This is a genomic window from Cupriavidus sp. PET2-C1 (assembly GCF_054515855.1).
Genome location: NZ_CM137260.1, coordinates 2,655,837 through 2,674,353 on the forward strand (window position 1 = coordinate 2,655,837; position 18,517 = coordinate 2,674,353).

Annotated in this window: 17 protein-coding genes; 7 read left to right on the top strand and 10 right to left on the bottom strand. The window is 67.2% G+C overall.

What is annotated here, in order from left to right; translation table 11 throughout:
• Window positions 1–49: 49 nt before the first annotated feature.
• From ACX12D_RS31865 to ACX12D_RS31875, 3 genes are read right to left on the bottom strand one after another with little or no spacing between them, the layout of a single operon-like run.
• Window positions 50–1,387, bottom strand: coding sequence for an MFS transporter (locus ACX12D_RS31865; RefSeq protein WP_459374975.1), 1,338 nt, complete (start codon window positions 1,385–1,387; stop codon window positions 50–52).
• Window positions 1,384–2,058 carry an alpha/beta fold hydrolase gene (locus tag ACX12D_RS31870; RefSeq protein ID WP_459374976.1) on the bottom strand — a complete coding sequence of 225 codons (675 nt, stop codon included), beginning with the start codon at window positions 2,056–2,058 and terminating at the stop codon, window positions 1,384–1,386. The genes ACX12D_RS31865 and ACX12D_RS31870 overlap by 4 nt, the downstream gene beginning before the upstream one ends.
• Window positions 2,055–2,990 (bottom strand): alpha/beta fold hydrolase, encoded by a 936-nt coding sequence (locus ACX12D_RS31875; RefSeq protein ID WP_459374977.1) that lies wholly within the window; start codon window positions 2,988–2,990, stop codon window positions 2,055–2,057. Before ACX12D_RS31875 ends, ACX12D_RS31870 begins: the two co-directional genes overlap by 4 nt.
• Window positions 2,991–3,495: 505 nt before the next feature.
• Between ACX12D_RS31875 and ACX12D_RS31880 the strand changes: the two genes are divergently transcribed.
• The 7 genes from ACX12D_RS31880 (at window position 3,496) to ACX12D_RS31910 (ending at window position 12,129) form a co-directional block, all read left to right on the top strand.
• Window positions 3,496–4,680 (top strand): acyl-CoA dehydrogenase family protein, encoded by a 1,185-nt coding sequence (locus tag ACX12D_RS31880; RefSeq protein ID WP_459374978.1) that lies wholly within the window; start codon window positions 3,496–3,498, stop codon window positions 4,678–4,680.
• 163 nt (window positions 4,681–4,843) lie between these two features.
• Window positions 4,844–5,983 (top strand): acyl-CoA dehydrogenase family protein, encoded by a 1,140-nt coding sequence (locus ACX12D_RS31885; protein ID WP_459374979.1) that lies wholly within the window; start codon window positions 4,844–4,846, stop codon window positions 5,981–5,983.
• Between the two features lie 438 nt (window positions 5,984–6,421).
• Window positions 6,422–7,378: an ABC transporter permease gene (locus ACX12D_RS31890; RefSeq protein WP_459374980.1), complete on the top strand. Its 957-nt coding sequence runs from the start codon at window positions 6,422–6,424 to the stop codon at window positions 7,376–7,378.
• On the top strand, window positions 7,378–8,322 hold the full coding sequence (locus ACX12D_RS31895) for an ABC transporter permease (RefSeq protein ID WP_459374981.1): 945 nt from the start codon (window positions 7,378–7,380) through the stop codon (window positions 8,320–8,322). Before ACX12D_RS31890 ends, ACX12D_RS31895 begins: the two co-directional genes overlap by 1 nt.
• A gap of 46 nt (window positions 8,323–8,368) precedes the next feature.
• A complete protein-coding gene (locus ACX12D_RS31900) occupies window positions 8,369–10,045 on the top strand; it encodes an ABC transporter substrate-binding protein (RefSeq protein WP_459374982.1) in 1,677 nt (558 codons plus the stop codon).
• 82 nt (window positions 10,046–10,127) lie between these two features.
• Window positions 10,128–11,111 carry an ABC transporter ATP-binding protein gene (locus ACX12D_RS31905; RefSeq protein WP_459374983.1) on the top strand — a complete coding sequence of 328 codons (984 nt, stop codon included), beginning with the start codon at window positions 10,128–10,130 and terminating at the stop codon, window positions 11,109–11,111.
• Entirely contained in the window at window positions 11,098–12,129 is a 1,032-nt protein-coding gene (locus ACX12D_RS31910; RefSeq protein WP_459376585.1) for an ABC transporter ATP-binding protein, read from the top strand. Before ACX12D_RS31905 ends, ACX12D_RS31910 begins: the two co-directional genes overlap by 14 nt.
• A 50-nt stretch (window positions 12,130–12,179) precedes the next feature.
• Here ACX12D_RS31910 and ACX12D_RS31915 read toward each other — a convergent pair whose 3' ends face one another.
• The 7 genes from ACX12D_RS31915 to ACX12D_RS31945 form a co-directional block, all read right to left on the bottom strand.
• A complete protein-coding gene (locus tag ACX12D_RS31915; RefSeq protein ID WP_459374984.1) occupies window positions 12,180–13,409 on the bottom strand; it encodes a TetR/AcrR family transcriptional regulator in 1,230 nt (409 codons plus the stop codon).
• A 110-nt stretch (window positions 13,410–13,519) separates the two neighbouring features.
• The gene (locus ACX12D_RS31920) at window positions 13,520–14,977 is read right to left on the bottom strand and encodes an amidase (protein ID WP_459374985.1); all 1,458 of its coding nucleotides are present in this window, start codon (window positions 14,975–14,977) and stop codon (window positions 13,520–13,522) included.
• A gap of 7 nt (window positions 14,978–14,984) precedes the next feature.
• Window positions 14,985–15,212 carry a hypothetical protein gene (locus ACX12D_RS31925; RefSeq protein ID WP_459374986.1) on the bottom strand — a complete coding sequence of 76 codons (228 nt, stop codon included), beginning with the start codon at window positions 15,210–15,212 and terminating at the stop codon, window positions 14,985–14,987.
• Window positions 15,205–15,900, bottom strand: a complete 696-nt coding sequence (locus ACX12D_RS31930; protein ID WP_459374987.1) for an RraA family protein — start codon at window positions 15,898–15,900, stop codon at window positions 15,205–15,207. Before ACX12D_RS31930 ends, ACX12D_RS31925 begins: the two co-directional genes overlap by 8 nt.
• A gap of 26 nt (window positions 15,901–15,926) precedes the next feature.
• On the bottom strand, window positions 15,927–16,712 hold the full coding sequence (locus tag ACX12D_RS31935; RefSeq protein WP_459374988.1) for an SDR family oxidoreductase: 786 nt from the start codon (window positions 16,710–16,712) through the stop codon (window positions 15,927–15,929).
• 22 nt (window positions 16,713–16,734) lie between these two features.
• Window positions 16,735–17,550 (bottom strand): aspartate dehydrogenase, encoded by an 816-nt coding sequence (locus ACX12D_RS31940; protein ID WP_441635540.1) that lies wholly within the window; start codon window positions 17,548–17,550, stop codon window positions 16,735–16,737.
• 41 nt (window positions 17,551–17,591) lie between these two features.
• On the bottom strand, window positions 17,592–18,473 hold the full coding sequence (locus ACX12D_RS31945; protein ID WP_459374989.1) for a polysaccharide deacetylase family protein: 882 nt from the start codon (window positions 18,471–18,473) through the stop codon (window positions 17,592–17,594).
• Window positions 18,474–18,517: the final 44 nt, after the last annotated feature.

Consider the following 18,517-nt stretch of genomic DNA (forward strand, 5'->3'; position numbering starts at 1 on the left):
CCTGGTGATCCCGATGTTCCCGATGTTCCCGTTGATCCTGGCGTTGGCGCTATGTGTTGCCCTCGCGCTGCGGCCGCGGGCGGCGGCGCGGCTCCTCCACCCGCAGGGCGAGCACAAAGGCGATGCTCATGACCACCATGGCCGCGACGAACACCAGCGAGAAGCGCACCCCCTGCGCCAGCATGCCGCCGAGGATCGGCCCGCACGCCATCATCGTGTAGGTGGCCGTATCGGACACGGCCAGCAGCATCGGGCGGTCGCGCCGGTTGCCGAACTCCAGCGCAAAATTGTCCGCGGACAGGAAGTAGCCGCCAAAGCTGGCGCCCAGCCCGCAGAACACCAGCAGGAATGCGCCCAGGCCATCGCAGAGCAGCAGCGCGGCGGTGGACAGCACCCACAGCCCGATGCTGCACAGGAACACCAGCCGATAGCCGTGGCGGTCGGCCAGGCGGCCCCAGATCAGGTTGCTGGTGGTCTGCGCCAGCAGGTAGGCAATGCTCAGGTAGCCTAGCGTGGCGCCCGAGAGCGGCAGATGGCTGCCAACGTAGATGGCATAGAACGGCACCGCCATCATGCTGAACGCCACCAGCGCGCGGGCCACGAAGAAGCGCACGTAGTGCTTGTCCGCACGCAGCAGCGCCGGCACTTCGCGCAGGCGCTGGCGAAAGCCCGACTGCACGCGCACATCGTGCAGCACCGGCTCGCGCATGCGGGTCAGCGCGGAGATGCCCAGGCTGGTAAGGACGAAGGCGGAGAGGAAGGTGGTGGCGTAGCCGTTGCCGAACACATTGCCGCCAACCAGGAAGCGGCCGCCCAGATAGGCTACCGCCGCCGCGATCAGCCCGCCGAGGAAATTGCGGAACGCGCTCAGCGCGCCTCGCCGCTCCAGCGGAATGATCTTGGACGTGAGGTAGTTGAAGGTGACGTTCTGCACGCCGTTGAACAGGCCGAACAGCAGCAGGAACCCGGCGGCGGCGGCCAGCGCGCCGTCGCCCGAGAGCAGGAAGGCGGACAAGCCCAGGCCGAGGATCTGCAGGCGCACCAGCCAGCCCACCAGGTAGATCAGCGGCATCACGCGCTGGCGATGCTCGATCTGCGTGGCGCCCCAGATGGAGGACATCGCCATGCCCGCGTACTGCGCGCCAAGCACGCACCCCACCACCAGCTTGGAGCCCGACAGCAGGTAGATATAGGCCGGCACAAAGGTGGGGGCGGTCACCAGCCGGAAGCCGGTCATGCCCAGCATGCCGTGGATCAGGTAGGCGCGCGCGTTGCGTGGCAGGTGCTGCTGTACGTGGGCGCGGAAGCTGTCCTCCGCCAGTGCGTGCGCATCGCCATGTCCGGCATTTGTGCCAGGAGCGGCTTGCGCGGCGAGTTCCGCTTTCATGCCTGAGCGTCTCCACGCATCGCCGCTTGCGCCGCGTAGTGTCGCAGCGCCTGGTCCAGCTCGGCCTGCTCCAGCGAGAGCAGCTCCGTCACCGCCTTCAGCCAGTCCGGGCGCTCGCGCGTGCACACGGAGACCGGCTGCGGCGTGTCGGAGTGCTGCGCGGCCAGCATCGCGTAGTTGGCCGCGTAGCTCGGCGGGCGCACGTCAGTTGCCAGGTCGGCGATGGCGTACGGGTCGGGCGGGCCGGTGCGCGTGGTATCCACCACCGGGATATACGGGTTGCGTGCGGCGGTGCCGCCACCGGCCAGGCCGGGGCCGTCGCGCAGGATGGCGCCGCGCACCTGCTCCGGTCGCGCGCCGGCCAGCAGCAAGGCGATATAGCCACCCAGCCCGCGCCCCGCCACGGTCGACGGGCCCAAGTGCGCCAGTGCGATATCCGCATCCGCCATCAAGAACTCGCAGCTGTAGCCGCCGCCGCGCGGAATGTCCGAGAGCCCGTGCCCGGTGAAATCCAGCGCGTGCACCGTGCCGGGCCAGCCGGCGTACTCGGCCGGCAATGTGTCCGGCGATCGCTCGCCCAGCCCGTGCAGCAACAGCAGCGCGGGCCCGCTGCCGGTCTTGAGCGGATGCAGGGCAAGGCGCAGGCGGTTGTGGCGCAGGTAGAGGGTCATGAACGGAGGAAGGGCAGGATGCGTTGCGCGGTCTCGTGCGGCCGCTCGATATGGATGAAGTGCCCGGTGTCGGCCATCACCTGCACCTGGGTCGAGGGCGGGAAGTACGGCGCCAGGTCGGCCGCGGTGGCATCCCACCCCATCGGCTCGCGCTCCGTGCCGAAGATGGCCAGCATGGGAATGGGAAAACCCGGCAGGCGGTCGGTCATCCAGCGCGCGCGCATGGGGCCAAAGCCCGAGGAGCCGATCACCGGGTCGAGCTTCCAGCGCCAGCCGTCCGCATCCTGCCGCGCGCCGAGCGCGGCCAGGTAGCACAGCCACGCATGGGCCAGCCGCGGGTTCATCCGGGCGCGCCGCCGGGCGAGTTCTTCAAGGGTGCCGGGCTTGCGTGCGAGGCCCGGGCTTTGCCGGCGCGTATCGAGCCAGCGCGTGATGATGGGCGCGGTCATCGATTTCTTGTCGCGCACGGCGCTGTCCGCGTGCGGATTGCGAAAGGGCAGGCCATCGATGGCGACAAAGCGGGTGAACCGGTGCGGCAGCGCCTGGATCGCATGCACCAGCAGCGAGCCGCCCTTGCTATGGCCGATTGCGATCAGCGGCTCGCGCGTGACCGAGTCGGCCACCGCCAGCAGGTCCCGCTCGTCCGCAACCCAGCTGTACAGGTCGGCATGCTCGGAGTCGCCGTGGCCACGCTGGTCGTAAGACACCACGCGGTAGCCGGCATCCGCCAGCAGCGGCGCGAAGACATCGAAGGTCCGCGCGAAATCCATGGCGCCATGCACCAGCAGGACCGGCGTGGCGTCGATTGCGCCCCACTCATGGACGGCGATGCGGATGCCGTCGGCGCTGACGGTGCGCGAGCGATCCGGCGCCCGGGCACCGGGAAAGGCAGGGATGGCACAGCGCGGCGCGCTGCTGGCTTCAGCCTCCACATTGTCTCCTGGTTGCGCCACACGGGCGCGGACCGGCTTGGTGTGCTTGCCGGTTTAGTGGTTACGGTATGTTTCCGGGAATGCTATCACATTGGCAGAAAATGCATGCTTGGCAGCAATGAGGGGGTGTTTTGGCATGCCGCGTCTCAATTTTAGGGAATGGAGTATTGACGTTGCGGGGTCGGGCTTATATAACGAATCCAAATCAAAACTGGTTCATCCGACTTTCGTGTGGGTCGATGCATCGCCGGGCTAAATCCAGCGCTGCCGTAGCTCCCCTCTCCCGCATGGCGGGAGAGGGGTTGGGGGAGAGGGCGGGCCTGCGCAATAGCGAGGCGCATCACCTTGAGCGAGCGCCCACCCTCTCCCCCGGCCCCTCTCCCATTTCATGGGAGAGGGGAGCAAGACAGCGTATGGCTTCCGGCCACTCGTACCCGCATGCAGTCCCCACACAAAAGTCCGAAGCACCTCAAAACAAGACAAGCCATAAAAACAGGAGACAAGCGTGGATGACCTGGAAACCTTCCGGCAGGAGGTACGTGCCTGGCTGGAAGCGCAATGCCCGCCCGAAATGCGGCAGCCCGTGCGCAACGAAGATGACATCTGCTGGGGCGGGCGCAAGTTCCGCTTCCAGTCCGAGGCGCAGCGGCTCTGGCTCGCGCGCATGGGGGAGAAGGGCTGGACGGTGCCGGAGTGGCCACGCGAGTATGGCGGCGGCGGCCTCTCCCGCGAGCAGGCCAAGGTGCTGCGCCAGGAAATGCAAGCGCTCGGCTGCCGTGTGCCGTTGCAAAGCTTTGGCATCTGGATGCTTGGCCCGGCCTTGCTCCGGTTTGGCTCGGAGGCGCAGAAGCGCGAGCATCTGCCCAGGATCGCCCGCGGCGAGATCCGCTGGTGCCAGGGATATTCGGAGCCCAATGCCGGGTCGGACCTGGCCTCGCTGCAAACACGCGCGGACGAGCGCGACGATCACTTTGTCGTCAACGGCCAGAAGGTGTGGACTTCGTACGCCGACAAGGCGGACTGGATCTTCTGCCTGGTGCGTACCGACTTTTCGGCGCAGAAGCACACCGGCATCAGCTTCTTGCTGTTCGACATGGAAACGCCGGGCGTGACGGCGCGGCCCATCGTGCTGATCTCCGGCAAGTCGCCGTTCTGCGAGACCTTCTTTGATGATGTGGTGGTGCCGCGCGCCAACCTGGTGGGCGAGCAAAACGGCGGCTGGGCCATCGCCAAGTACCTGCTGACCCATGAGCGCGAAATGATCAGCGGCATCGGCGGGCGCGGCCAGCGCCCGCCAATGGGCAAGCTGGCGCGCGACACGCTCGGCCAGAACGAACGCGGCGAAGTCGACGCGCCCATGCTGCGCGCGCAGATCGCCACCTTCGAGATCGATGAAGCGGCGTTCGCCCTGGCGGGTGAGCGCGCACTGGACCTGGCCCGGCAGGGCGAGGGCATTGCCGCGTTCTCGTCGGTGCTGAAGTACTACGGGTCGGAGCTGAACAAGCGGCGCTATGAGCTGCTGATGTCGATTGGTGGCAGCGAGGCCCTGGAGTGGGAGAGCGAGCGCAGCAACGACGGCGCCACCGCGCGCGGTTGGCTGCGCAGCAAGGCCAACTCGATCGAGGGCGGCACGAGCGAAGTGCAGCTCAACATTGTTGCCAAGCGCTTGCTCGGCCTGCCCGGCGCCTGACCGCCCCAACTCCACGCTTGAACGCTTGGAGGCCATTTCAAAAAGATTCTGGCGTCGTTGCGCGGCCTTGCCGTACCAGTTGTACTGTCTGCGGCCGCGCGCCTAGCCAGAACCGCTTCGCTTCATTTTGAAACAGCCTCTTAGAGACCGACAGAGACCGACCATGGCAATCGTATTGAATCAGACCCAGGAGATGCTGCGGGACAGCGCACTGGCATTCCTGCGCGAAAGCGCACCCATCCCGATGCTGCGCAAGCTGCGCGACACGCGGGACGACACGGGCTTTTCGCCCGCTCTCTGGCGGGAGTTTGCCGAGCTGGGCTTTGCCGGCGTGCTGATCCCCGAGCAGTACGGTGGCAGCGAGCTCGGCGCGGTGGAGGCGGGCGTCCTGATGGAGGCGCTTGGCCGCACGCTGGCCCCCACGCCATTTTTCTCCACCGCCTTGCTGGGCGCTTCGTTAATTTCACGGGCCGGCAGCGCAGCGCAGAAGGCGCATTTCCTGCCCGCCATCGCGGCCGGCGAGCACCTGACCGCGCTGGCGGTCGACGAGGGCGCGGCGCACCGCCCGGAGCGCCAGGCGCTTGCCGCTGTGCAGCAGGACGGCGGGTTCGTGCTCAATGGCGCCAAGGTCTTCGTGATCGACGGGCATGTCGCCGATACGCTGATCGTGGTGGGCCGCACCAGCGGCAACGCCAGCGACCGCGATGGCGTCACGCTCTTCCTGGTGCCGCGCGGCGCCGATGGCGTTGCCGTGGAGCGCACCGTGATGGCGGACGCCCGCAATGCCGCGCGCGTGCAGTTCCGGGATGTGCGCGTGGCGGCGGACGCGGTGCTGGGCGAGACCGGTGGCGGCGCGGCCATGCTTGAGCACGCGCTCGATATCGCCCGCGCGGCGCTGGCGTCCGAGCTGGTTGGCATCGCCGACGAAGCCTTCGGGCGCACGCTGCAATACCTGAAGGAGCGCAAGCAGTTCGGCAAGATCATCGGCGAGTTCCAGGCGCTGCAGCATCGCGCCGCCCACTTGTTCAGCGAGATCGAAATCACGCGCGCGGCGGTGCTGCGCAGCCAGCAACTGCTCGACGGCGGCCCGGCGCAGCCAGTCGCGCTGGTATCCGCCGCCAAGGCGCGCGCCGGCGCCACGGCGATGCTCGCGGTGCAAGAGGGCGTGCAGATGCACGGCGGCATCGGCATGACCGACGAGTTCGAGATCGGCTTCTACATGAAGCGCGCCTGCGCCGCGCAGATCCTGCTCGGCGACACCAACTTCCACACCCAGCGCTGGGCGGCCTTGCGCGGCTACTGAGCGGCGCGCCGCAACGCACCATCCTCAACCGTCTTTGCAGGCCGTCCACGCGCAGGCGTGGGGCCTGCGCTCGTCCTCGCGTTGCGGGCCGCAAGTTTGCGCCGCACAAGCGGCCCGCAACGGCAGCGCCGACCTAGGTAAATCCACTAGGCATTCAAGGGTCAGTTCGGTTGTCATGGATTAGAACTCTGGGTATGCTGAATGGGCTATCTGCACAAACAGCAGCTCGGTGGAAGTCTCCCAGGGATGTACCCCTGGTTCGCGCCAGATATCGCTTGATTTGCGCGTCAAGCGATGATTGTCCGGTGCGTTAGGCGATCACGCGAAGCACCGAACAGGAGACGGCATGGTCGGGGCGGCATTCATTATCGTATCCACGGTATCTTTTCTCAGGGCGCGCGGCGTGGCCCGGCCGGGCGTCACGGAAGCGGGCGCGCCATGAGTGCCTACATCCTGCGCCGCCTGCTGGCGCTGCTGCCCACGCTGCTGTTTGCCAGCCTGATTGTCTTCGTGATCGTGCGCATGGTGCCGGGCGACGTGGTCGACCTGATGCTGAGCCAGAACGACATCAGCGCCGACACCAAGAGCCGCGAGGACCTGATCCGCGCGCTGGGCCTGGACCAGCCGATGTGGTTCCAGTACGTCCACTGGATCGGCAACATCGTGCTGCACGGGGATCTCGGCCAGTCGCTGTGGCAGGGTGAGCCGGTGTTGAAGATGGTGCTGGCGCGCATGCCCGCCACCTTCTCGCTGGGCGCGCTTGCCCTGTTCGTGGCGCTGTCGGTTGCGCTGCCCGTGGGCGTGCTCTCGGCGATCCGGCAAGACACCGCGGCCGACTACGTGGCGCGCTCGTTTTCCATCCTGATGCTGGCGGTGCCCAGCTTCTGGATGGGCACGATGATCATGGTGTTTCCTTCCGTGTGGTGGGGCTGGTCGCCCGAGGTGCGCTACGTTCCCTTCCTGGATGACCCGCTCCAGCACATCAGCAACATGCTGGTGCCTGCCATCATCCTTGGCATGGCGCTGTCGGCCATCACCATGCGCATGACGCGCACGATGATGCTGGAGGTGCTGCGCCAGGACTACATCCGCACGGCCTGGGCCAAGGGCTTGAACGAGCGCCTGGTGATCCTGCGCCATGCGCTGCGCAACGCGCTGATCCCGGTGGTGACGTTGATCGGCCTGCAAGCGCCGCTGCTGATCGGCGGGGCCGTGGTGATCGAGCAGATCTTTGCGCTGCCGGGCATGGGGCTGCTCCTGCTGGACGCCGTGAACCAGCGGGACTATCCCGTGATCACCGGCGTTTTCCTGGTGGTCGGGGTGGCGGTCATGCTCATCAACCTGCTCGTGGACCTGAGCTACGGGCTGTTCGACCCGAAAGTGAGGCATCGCTGATGGCACGTCCAATCGCAAACGCCCCGGCGCTCAAGACGGCGCAAGCCTCTCATGCCGCCCATGCCGCGCAGCCCAAGCCTGGCCCCGGCTGGCTCGGGTCAGCCTTCGCACTGGTGGGCCGCCTGTTCCGCGAGAAGCCGCTTGGCGCCGCCGGCGCGGTGATCTGCATGATCTTCCTGTTCTGCGGCATCTTTGCCGACTGGCTGGCGCCGTATGGCGTCAACGAGATCAGCATGATGAAGCGGCTGCAGCCGCCTTCGTGGGCGCACCCCTTCGGCACCGACAACCTCGGGCGCGACATGCTCTCGCGCTGCCTGTACGGCGCGCAGCTCTCGGTCATCATCGGGCTGTCGGCCGCCACGCTGGCCACCGCCATCTCGGTGCTGATCGGCATCCTGAGCGGCTACCTGGGCGGCAAGTTCGACCTGATCGTGCAGCGCATGGTGGATGCGTGGATGAGCTTTCCCGACCTGGTGATCCTGATCGTGGTGGTGTCCGTGCTCGGCCCGGGCAGCTGGCAGATCATCGGCACGCTGGGCCTGCTGCTGGGCGTGGGCGGCTCGCGCATCATCCGCAGCGCGGTGGTCTCGGTGCGCGAGAACATGTATGTGCATGCGGCGCAGTCCATGGGCGCATCGACCGGCCGCATCCTCTGGCGCCATATCCTGCCCAACGTGCTGCCGCCCATCATCGTGCTGTTCACCACGCGCGTGGGCACTGCGATCCTGGCTGAGTCCGGCCTGTCCTTCCTCGGGCTGGGCGTGCCGCCGCCCGCGCCGACCTGGGGCGGCATGCTCTCGGGCAACGGCCGCACCTTCATGTTCCAGGGGCCCTGGCTGGCCTTGGCCCCCGGCATCTGCCTCACCGTCGTCGTCTATGCCATCAACGTCTACGGCGACGCGCTACGTGACCTGCTCGACCCGCGCATGCGCGGATCGCGATAACCAACAACGGAGGATGACGATGGAGGGACGCGGCTTGAACCGGATAATGTCTTCAGTGGTGGCAGGCGTGGCGCTGGCGCTTGCCGCCGGCGCCGCCTGCGCGCAGGCCGAAGCGCCGAAGTACGGCGGCAATCTCGAGATCGGCTCCATGTATCCCACCATCTCCGCCCTGTCGTGGGACCTGGCGGACTGGAACTGGAAGCAGAACTACGACACCGGCCAGGTCTACGAACAGCTTTTCGTCGCCGACCTTTCCAAGGCCAGGCGCAATGGCGGCAAGTATCCGTTCCAGGCCGATGCGTGGCTGCCGGAGGATGCGATTCGCGGCGAGCTGGCCGAGAGCTGGAAGTGGGTCGACCCGCTGACGCTGGAAGTCAAGCTGCGCAAGGGCGTGAAATTTCCCGCCAAGGCGGGCGTGATGGAAGAGCGCGAACTGGTGGCCGACGACGTGGTCTTCAGCTACAACCGCCAGAACACCAGCGCCAAGAAGATCCCCACGTATTACGACCACCTCAACAAGGTGGAGGCAACGGACAAGTACACCGTGGTCTTCCGCTTCAAGGAGTTCAACGCCGAATGGGATTACCGCTTCGGCTGGGGCTACTACTCCGGCATCATGCCCAAGGAAGTGGCGGCCGCCGGGGCCGGCAACTGGAAGAACGTGAACGGCAGCGGGCCGTTCCTGCTGAGCAACTTCGTCCAGGGCACCGCCAGCACTTACACGAAGAACGAGCAATATTGGGATAGCGACAAGATCGCCGGCAAGGATTACAAGCTGCCCTTCGTCGACAAGGTCGTGCTGCGCACGGTCAAGGACGAGTCCACCCGCAACACCATGCTGCGCACCGGCAAGCTGGATGTGCTCGAGTCTATCCGCTGGACCGCGGTCGATGAGCTCAAGAAGAACGCACCGGCGCTCAAGTGGTCGCGCTGGCTGTCGACCAACGGCCAGTACGTGGCGCTGCGCGTCGATACCAAGCCGTTCAACGACCTGCGCGTGCGGCGCGCGCTGAACATGGCGGTCAACAAGCAGGAGATCGTCAAGCAGTTCTATGGCGGCAATGCCGAACTGTTTGCCTACCCGCAGCATCCGGACTACGCCGGCTACTTCGAGCCGCTGAGCGCCATGCCGGACTCGGTGAAGGAGTTGTTTACCTACAACCCCGACAAGGCACGCAAGTTGCTGGCCGAGGCGGGCTACGCGAAGGGCTTCACCTTCAAGGTGCAGGTATGCGCCTGCCAGCCGGAGCACCTGGAGCTGCTGCCGCTGATCGGCGCCTACCTGGAACAGGTTGGCGTGCGCATCGAGATCCAGCCGATGGAGTACGGCGCGTTCCTGTCGGCCATGACCACCAAGACCAATGCGCCCGGCTACCTGATGAGCAACGGCCATACCAACCCCACCACCACGATCCGCAAGAGCTTCGTGAAGGGCCAGGTCTGGAACGCCGCGCAGTGGGGCGACGCCAAGTATGAGCAGCGCGTCAACGAGGCCTTCCAGATGCGCGACCTCGGCCGCCGCCAAGAGGCCTTGCGCTCGCTGACCCGCGATGTGCTCGCGGATGCGCCGTATATCTGGTTGCCGACCCCCTACGTGTACACCGCATGGTGGCCCTGGGTGAAGAACTACAACGCCGAGCTGCGCGCGGGCGCGGTCCGTCCCGGCCCGATCTACGCACGGATGTGGCTCGACCAGGACATGAAGAAGAAGATGGGGTTCTGATCCGCTTATCCGTCCATGCGCCATCCATGCGCCAACCTTGCCCTATCCTTGCCCCACGCCTGTCCCTTTCAAGGAGGCCCGCATGACGCAGCCCATCTTGCAGGTGAACCAGCTGACCACGCGCTTTCGCACCGACCGGGGCGTGGTCACGGCGGTGGACCAGGTCTCGTTCGATGTCGCCCCCGGCGAGACACTGGCCATCGTTGGCGAGTCCGGCTCCGGAAAGAGCGTGACCGCGCTATCTATCCTTGGCCTGATTCCCAGCCCGGCGGGCCGCATCGAATCGGGCGAGATCCGCTTTGACGGGCAGGACCTGCTCAAGCTCAGCCCGGCAAAAATGCGTGCGATCCGCGGCAACCGGATCGCGATGATCTTCCAGGAGCCGATGTCGTCGATGAACCCGGCGCTCACCGTGGGCAAGCAGATCGCAGAGCCGATCAACCTGCACCAGGGCATGCCGTGGAAGACCGCCCTGGGCATCGCCGGCGAGCTGCTTGGCAAGGTGCAGATCCCCGAGCCGCAGAGCCGGCTGGGCGCCTATCCGCACCAGTTCTCGGGCGGCATGCGCCAGCGCGCCATGATCGCCATGGCGCTGGCTTGCAAGCCGCAGCTGATCATTGCGGACGAACCCACCACCGCGCTCGACGTCACAGTGCAAGCGCAGATCCTCGACTTGCTCAAGGACCTGGCCAGCCAGTCCGGCACGGCGCTGGTGCTCATCACGCACGACTTGGGCGTGGTGGCCCGCTATGCCGATCGCGTGGCGGTGATGTACGGCGGCCGCATGGTCGAGACCGCCAACGCGCGCGAGCTCTATGGCCATCCCGCGCACCCATACACGCGCGGGCTGATGGCTTCGGTGCCGCGCATCGACGGCGATACCCGCCAGCCGCTGGTGCCGATCGACGGCCAGCCGCCTGACCTCACCGCGCTGCCGCCAGGGTGCGCCTTCATGCCGCGGTGCCAGCTCGCCACCGATCAATGCGGCCTGTCGCGCCCCGCGCTGCGTGCCGTGCGCCCGAATCACTTCAAGGCATGCTTCCTCCATGACCATGACCACCACTGAAGCGCGGGCAGTGCCCGCCGCGCGCCAGCACGGCAAGATCGGCGACGAGATCCTGCGCGTCGAGAACCTCAAGGTGCATTTCCCTGTGACCCAGGGCGTCTTCATCAAGCGGCAGGTGGGCTCGGTCAAGGCGGTGGACGGCGTATCGTTCACGCTCAGGCGCGGCGAGACATTGGGTCTGGTCGGCGAAAGCGGCTGCGGCAAGTCCACGACCGGGCTCGCCATCATCAAGATGCTGGCCGCCAGCGGCGGGCGGATCGCCTTTGACGGCGACGACTTCGCCACCTTCAGCAAGGCGCAGGAGAAAAACTTCCGCCGCAGTGTGCAAATGGTCTACCAGGATCCGTTCGGATCGCTGAACCCGCGCATGAAGGTCAGCGACATCATCGGCGAGCCGCTCGAAGTGCACGGCATGGCCAACGACCGCGAGCGCTATCGCGCCCGCATCGCCGAGCTGCTGCAGATGGTCGGCCTGCTGCCTTATATGGCGGACCGCTACCCGCACGAGTTCTCCGGCGGCCAGCGCCAGCGCATCGGCATTGCCCGCGCGCTGGCGGTCGAGCCCAGCCTGATCGTTTGCGATGAACCCGTCTCCGCGCTGGACGTATCGATCCAGGCGCAGGTGGTCAATGTGTTCATGGAACTGCAGCGGCGGCTCGGGCTGACCTATATCTTCATCGCGCACGACCTGGCCGTGGTGCGCCACATCAGCGACCGCATCGCCGTGATGTACCTCGGGCGCATCGTGGAGATCGCCAGGCGCGACGAGCTATATGCAAATCCCCGGCATCCCTACACCAAGGCGCTGCTGTCCGCCGTGCCGGTAGCCAGCGTCGAAGCCGAGGAAAAGCGCCAGCGCATCGTGCTCAAGGGCGAAGTGCCAAGTCCGCTGCACCCGCCTTCCGGCTGCCGCTTTCACCCGCGCTGCGCGCAGGCAACGCAGCGCTGCAGGGTGGAGGATCCGGTGCTCAGGGAGCGGGGGGATGGGCAGATGGTGGCTTGCCATCTGGAGGGGTGACACGGGAAGCGGGGCACCAGGCGTTGGCGCATCAAAGCGCATCAAGGCGCTCACTGCCCTGAAAATATCCCCAGGAACAAAGGCCGGATAAACAGATCCGCCGCATTCTCCCCGGAGGCATCCGGCACCCACCGCCGCAACTCCACCGCGGCATTGATCATCCCGTTCACCTGCAACGAAGCAATCGACTGATCCAGCGCCCGGATCGACCCGTCCTGCATTCCTTGCACCAGGAACCGCGCAAACCGCGCCGATAGACGGTTCATCGTCAGCATCTTCTCCTTGCGCATCTCCTCGGGCAGCGCGCCGTAGATGGTCAGCCGCAGCAACGGCCCCTGGCTGGAAAACTGATAGCTGACCAGCGCGCGCGCGATCGCGCACAGCTTGTCCCAGCCGGTGCCCGGGCCGTCCTCCACCTGCGACTGCGCATCGCGGATCACCGCGAACATGCGGTCGAAGCAGGCGGAGATCAGGTCGTCCTTGTTCTCGTTGTGGTGATAGAAGGCCCCCTTGGTGAGATTCAGCCGCGCGGAGATGCGATCGGCGGAAGCGCCCCGATAGCCCAGTTCGTTGAGCAGTTCCGTGGCGGCGCGCAGGAAGGCTTCCTGGGTGGTCTCGGCCAGCGGGATCGGCGGTGTCGCGGCAGGGGCGCCGTCCCATCGCGATGACGGTGACGCAAAGCCGTTGAGCAGGATATCCACGACGGTATCCGCCACCTTCGGATAGTCCTCCGGCTCATAGCGCTCCACCCATGTCATCGCGCCGCTGGTCAGCGACAGCAGCAAGTGCGCCGCCGCGCTCAGGGCGCTGCGTTGCGCGGGGTCCTTGGGTGTGTCGCTGCGCAACAGCTTGCGGATGCGCCGGAACATGTCCGTGTAGGCCGCGAAGGCGACGTCCGCGTGGGTGTCGGGCAGCGAGCGGATCTCGCGAAAGCTCATCAGCTCGGGGCGCTCGCCCGTTGCCGTCAGGGCCAGCCGCTGGAAGAAAAGCGCAATGAAGCGGCGCACCCTGGCCTGCGGCAGCGGTTCGTCGGCCGTAGCGTCGGCGATGCCCGCGATTTCGTCGATGGTGCGCATCAGGCACGCCACCACGAGGTCTTCCTTCTTGCGGTAGTAGTAGGTGATGCTGTTGGTGCTCAGGCCGACTTCCTGCGCCACGTCCGAGAGCGTGGCGCCGCGCAAGCCCTTGCGGTTGAACAGCCGGGCAGCGGCATCGAGGATCGCCTCGCGTTTCTCCACGTACCGGCGTGTCGGGCGGGCTTCCGCTGTTTCCTTGAGCATGAGGCGAGATATCTGCGATGGTTGGCCGGGAGCGCGGATTATAGAGGCGGCCCGCGCGGTTTTGGGGCTGTGCCGAGTCTACCATCGCGCCGCTTTGCCTTTTCAGCGGCTTACCCGTTGTCCGGCTCCGCCGCGATGCCGCCCGCTTCCAGGCCATTGAACACGGGCTCGATACGGTGCCAGCTGGTGGCTTGCTGGAATGCGGCGCAGGCGTCAAGCAGGGTACCTTCGGCCCAAGGCCTGCCGATCAGCTGCAAGCCCACGGGAAGGCCGTCGGGGGTGAACCCCACCGGCAGCGACACGGCAGGGAGGCCGAGATAGCTGATGCAGCGGTTGGCCCGCAGTAGCGAGGTGGTCACGCGCACCGCTTGCGCGGCGTCGTGCGTCACGGAGGCGATGCGCGGCGTTGGCACGGCAACGCTAGGCGCCACCAGCACATCGCACGCCGAGAAGACGTGATCGACAAACCTGCGCAGCGCCAGCGGCCGGTAGGCCAGGGCGCGCGCGTAATCGTCGGGGCTGGCCGCCAGCGCCGTCTCCAGCCGCAGCCGCGTGGCACGGGCCAGCCGATCCGCGTGGCTACGCAGGCGCTGGCTGTGGAGCGCTATCGCTTCGCGCCACGTCACCACGGTAGCCGCGGCATCGCAGGCCTCGACGCCGGGCACGGTCTGGTCATGCAGGCTGGCGCCCAGCGATTCGAACGCGAGCAAGGCGCCGGCAATCACCGAGGCGCCGTCGTCATGCGCTACCTCGAAGAACGGGTGCCGGGCAACGCCGATGCGCAGGCCTGCCAGCGGGCTGCGGAGGCCGCTGATGCGTTCGAACGTGGTGGCCCGCACCGCCGCAGGATCCAGCGCGTCGAGCACCGCCGCGCAATCCCTGGCGGTCCGGGCGATGATGCCGAGCGTGTCCTGTGACGGCGACAGCGGGACCGCGCCACGCGTGGCGATGCGGCCCCAAGTGGGCTTCAGGCCAACCACCCCGCACATCGATGCCGGAATGCGGATCGAGCCACCGGTGTCCGCCGCGATGGCGAACGGCACCGCGCGCGCCGCGACCGCCGCCGCCGCGCCGCCCGACGAGCCGCCGGTGATGCAGCGCGCATCCCACGGGTTGCGGCAGTGGCCGTAGTGATCGTTCAGGCCGGTGGCACCGTAGCTGAGCTCGTCGAGCGCGGTGGCGCCCAGGCCGATCGCGCCGGACAGGTGCAGGGCTTCGAGCACGGCCGCCGGCCTTCGGGCCGCCGCAGGATCGTCGACCAGGTCGTCAATCAGGTCGTCGAACAAGGAGCCCGCGCGCGGCGGCCGGGCGGGGTCGGCCAGCACGTCTTTATGCGCGAAGGGGATGCCCCAGAGGGGCGCCCGGGCAGCGCCGGCCGCGCTGTGCGTCTCCAGCTCGATGGCGCGGGCGAGCGCGCCTGCCTCGTCCAGCGCGGCAAAGCAATGCGTGGCGGCGTGCGCCGCTGCGGCCCGCCGCAGGCAGGCTTGCACCAGCGTGGAGGGCGACAGGCGCTGGTGGGCCAGCGCCATGCGCAATTCGGCAACGCTCAGGAGGGTGGGGTCGGTCATCGTCTTCCTAGCGCGCGGTGGCGCACTGCCGCAGCCAGTACGTGTACGGCTGTGGCGGCGCTGCGAGCTCCGCGTCGCCCACCGGCAAGGCGCGGACCGCTTGCAGCACCGGCGCGGCCGCAGCCGCGATCTCGCCGCAGCGGCGGTCATCCAGCCGCAGCCCAAGATCCGCCGCGCGCTGCATCACCTGCGCCGCCAATGCTGCCAATGCTGCTAATGGCTCCAGCTCAGACATGCCCGTACTTGGCCAGCGCATCGGCCAGGCTGAGCCCTTGCTGCAGTTCCACGCGGATGCTGCGCTCCTGCTCGGTCAGGCGCTCCGCCTCGAGCAGCACGGTGTCCAGCACTTCGTGCGGGATCACCAGCACGCCGTCTTCGTCGCCCAGCACGAAGTCGCCCGGGCGCACCTGCACCCATTGCGAGGTCGCGCCGCGGATGCTCACCGGCACTTGCCATCCGTTGACTTTCCAGCGGGCAATCGACTGCACCGGCGTGCGGTAGCGCGCGAATACCGGGAATGCCTGCGCGGCGATCCAGCGGATATCGCGAATGCCGCCATCGATCAGCGAGCCAACGCAGCCGCGCTCCTTCATGCCGATGGCGATCAGCTCGCCGAAGTAGCAGACGCCTTCGCCGTCGCCGCTCCAGACCGTGACGTCGCCGGCGGACACGCCCGCGCAGGCCTTCATCTTGTCCGGGTCGCCGCCGAGCGCGTACGGCGACATCTGGCCACGGATGGTGTAGGCCCAGCCGGCCAGCTTGCCGCCATTGGCGGGGAACGGCGTAAAGGCGGACGAGAGGCCCTGGTCGAACAGGCCGAGCGTGTCGAGCACGTCGGCAACGTTGGAGGTATCGACCAGCAGGAATCGCTGGCGGATCGTCTCGCGCTCGGCGGCGCTGCGGGCTACGTGGGTGGTTTCCATGCTGTGCTTCCTCGGGAGATAAGTGCTCAGATGCTCGGGATCATGCCGCCGTCGACGCGCACGACGGAGCCGGTGACAAAGGCGGCGCGCTCGCTGGCCAGGAAGGCCACCACGTCGCCGTACTCCTCGGGCCGGCCGTAGCGCCCGGCGGGAATCGCCCCGGTGCTGGCCGCCACGATGTCTTCATAGGTCTTGCCCTCGCGCCCGGCGCGGGCTTCGTCCAGCGCGCGGATGCGGTCCGTGGCGATGCGCCCGGGCAGCACCACGTTGACGCAGATGCCGTGGGCGGCTACCTCGTTGGCCAGCGTCTTCGACCAGCCCAGCAACGCCATGCGCAACGTGTTGGACATGCCCAGGTTGGGAATGGGCGCGATCACGCCGGACGAGGTGCTGGTGATGATGCGGCCCCACCCCTTGCGCTTCATGGCGGGCAGCAACAGGTCCGTGAGATGCATCAGCGACAGCACCATTGATTCGAACTGCTTGCGCCACTGCTCCGGCGCGACTTGCGCGGCCGTGGAAGGGGGCGGGCCGCCCGAGTTGTTGACCAGGATGTCCGGGTCGCCCAGCGTGCTCCTGACCTGCTCCACCATGGTCGTCACGCTTGCCAGGTCGGCAAGATCGGCGCGCACGCCGCAGGCTTGCCCGCCGGCTGCGCGGATGCGGGCCACCGTATCGTCCAGTGCCTCCTGGTTCTGGTCCGATACGGCAACCACGGCGCCTTCCGCCGCGAGCGCCAGCGCGATGGCCGAGCCCAGCCCGCCGCCCGCCGACATGACCAGCGCGACGCGCCCCTTGATGCCTAGATCCATGTTTGTCGCTCCTTGATGGTTTTCAGGTGCCTACGCGCAGCGGGCTGCGCAGCTTGCGCAATACGGCCAGCACGCTCTGCGCCGTGATACGGCCGGTCTTGGGGTTTTCCGTGGGAATGTTCTGGATGCTCATGGAGAACGACGCGGCATCGGAGTCCACCACGATCTCGTGGGTGTTGCGGGTGAGCGCCGGGTCCGCCCAGATTTCCAGGTGGGTCTTGTCCGGGCCGACGCCGGCCAGCGCCAGCGCAACCACCACGTTGAGGTTGGCGGGGAAGCCCTTGGCAGCCTCGCGGGCGGTGCCGGAGAAGATCTGGATCGGCGCCGTCACGTCGTCGATGTTGATGTTGTTCTCCACCAGGAACGGCGCCCCGACCAGGCCGCGCACCGGCTTGCGCGTGATCATGCGCACGGAGTGGATGACGCCCTCCGATGCCGCCGTCACCGCATCCAGGCCCAGCAACGCGCCGGTCGGCACGATGATCTGGCCACCGTGCTCGCGTGCCAGGTCCACCAGGTCCATGCGCTCAAGCAGCGCCCCGCAGCTCAGCACGATCATGGTCTTGCCCGCGCGCAGCACCGGCTCGGCGATCTCGCCGACGAGTTCCGCCGGCGCGCATTCGATCACCACGTCCGCCAGGCCGGCCAGCTCGCCAAGGCCGACGATGGCCACCTCGTTGCGCAGGCCTTGCAGCGCTTGCGCCGCCTTTTCCTTGTCGCGCACCGCCACCGCCGTCAGCCGCAGGCCGAAGACGCCGGCATCGAGTTGCTTGACGAGCTTCTTGCCGACCGCGCCGAGCCCGGCGATGCCGACCCGCAGTTCTTTGTCGAATGACATTGTGTGATCTCCTGTTTGATGAACTTGTTGTTTGGCCTGGCTCAGGCGTCTTGCGCCGGCAGGCCGATGTAGTGCTGCGCGATGGCGCCCGTGGTGGTCAGCCAGATCTGGTCGCGATGGCGCACGATGTGCTCCATCGCCCGGCGGAACTGCCGCAGCCGGTAGGGCTGGCCGACCAGGAAGGCGTGGATGGAGATGCCATAGACGAGCGGCTGCTCCACGCTTTGCTCCAGCATCTCGTCGAAGTTGTCGATGATGATGTCGGCGAACTCGCTCGCCGTGGCATCGTGCAGCGCGATGGCGGGGATATCGTTGACCTCGTGCGGGTAGGGAATGCTCAGCAGGCGGCCGCCGCGCGTGTTGATCCACACCGGCTGGTCATCCATCGGCCAGTCGAGGATGTAGCGGTAGCCGGCCTCTTGCAGCAGATCGGGCGTGACATTGCTGGGATTGACGCCGGGGCTGAGCCAGCCCGCGGGCGGCTTCCCCTCGTGGTGGGCGATGGTCTCGGTCACCTCGCGGATCAGCTCGCGCTCCTCGGCTTCGGAGAAGTTGTTCTGCTGCTCGGAGTTGGTGCGGCCGTGGCCCAGGATCTCGTCGCCGCGCTTGCGCAGCGTGTCGATCACCTGCGGGCAGTGCGCATAGCATTCGGCGTTGAGCAGCACCGACAGCGGGATGCCGAGCTTGTCGCACAGCGCGATGATGCGCCACACGCCAACCCGGTTGCCGTACTCGCGCCAGCCCCAGTTGTAGGTGTTGGGGTGCGGGATGCCGGGCGAATAGGAGATGCCGCCACCGGTGTTGTAGGCGAAGTGCTCCAGGTTCAGGCACAGATGCACCGCGAGGCGCCTGCCGCCGGGCCAGTCGAACTGCGGGCGGTCGACGATGGGCGAATAGGGAAATCTGTCGTGAGAAGCAAGCATGGCGTTATTGACCTGGCTGGATGCGTGAGCTTGGGAAAGGCGGG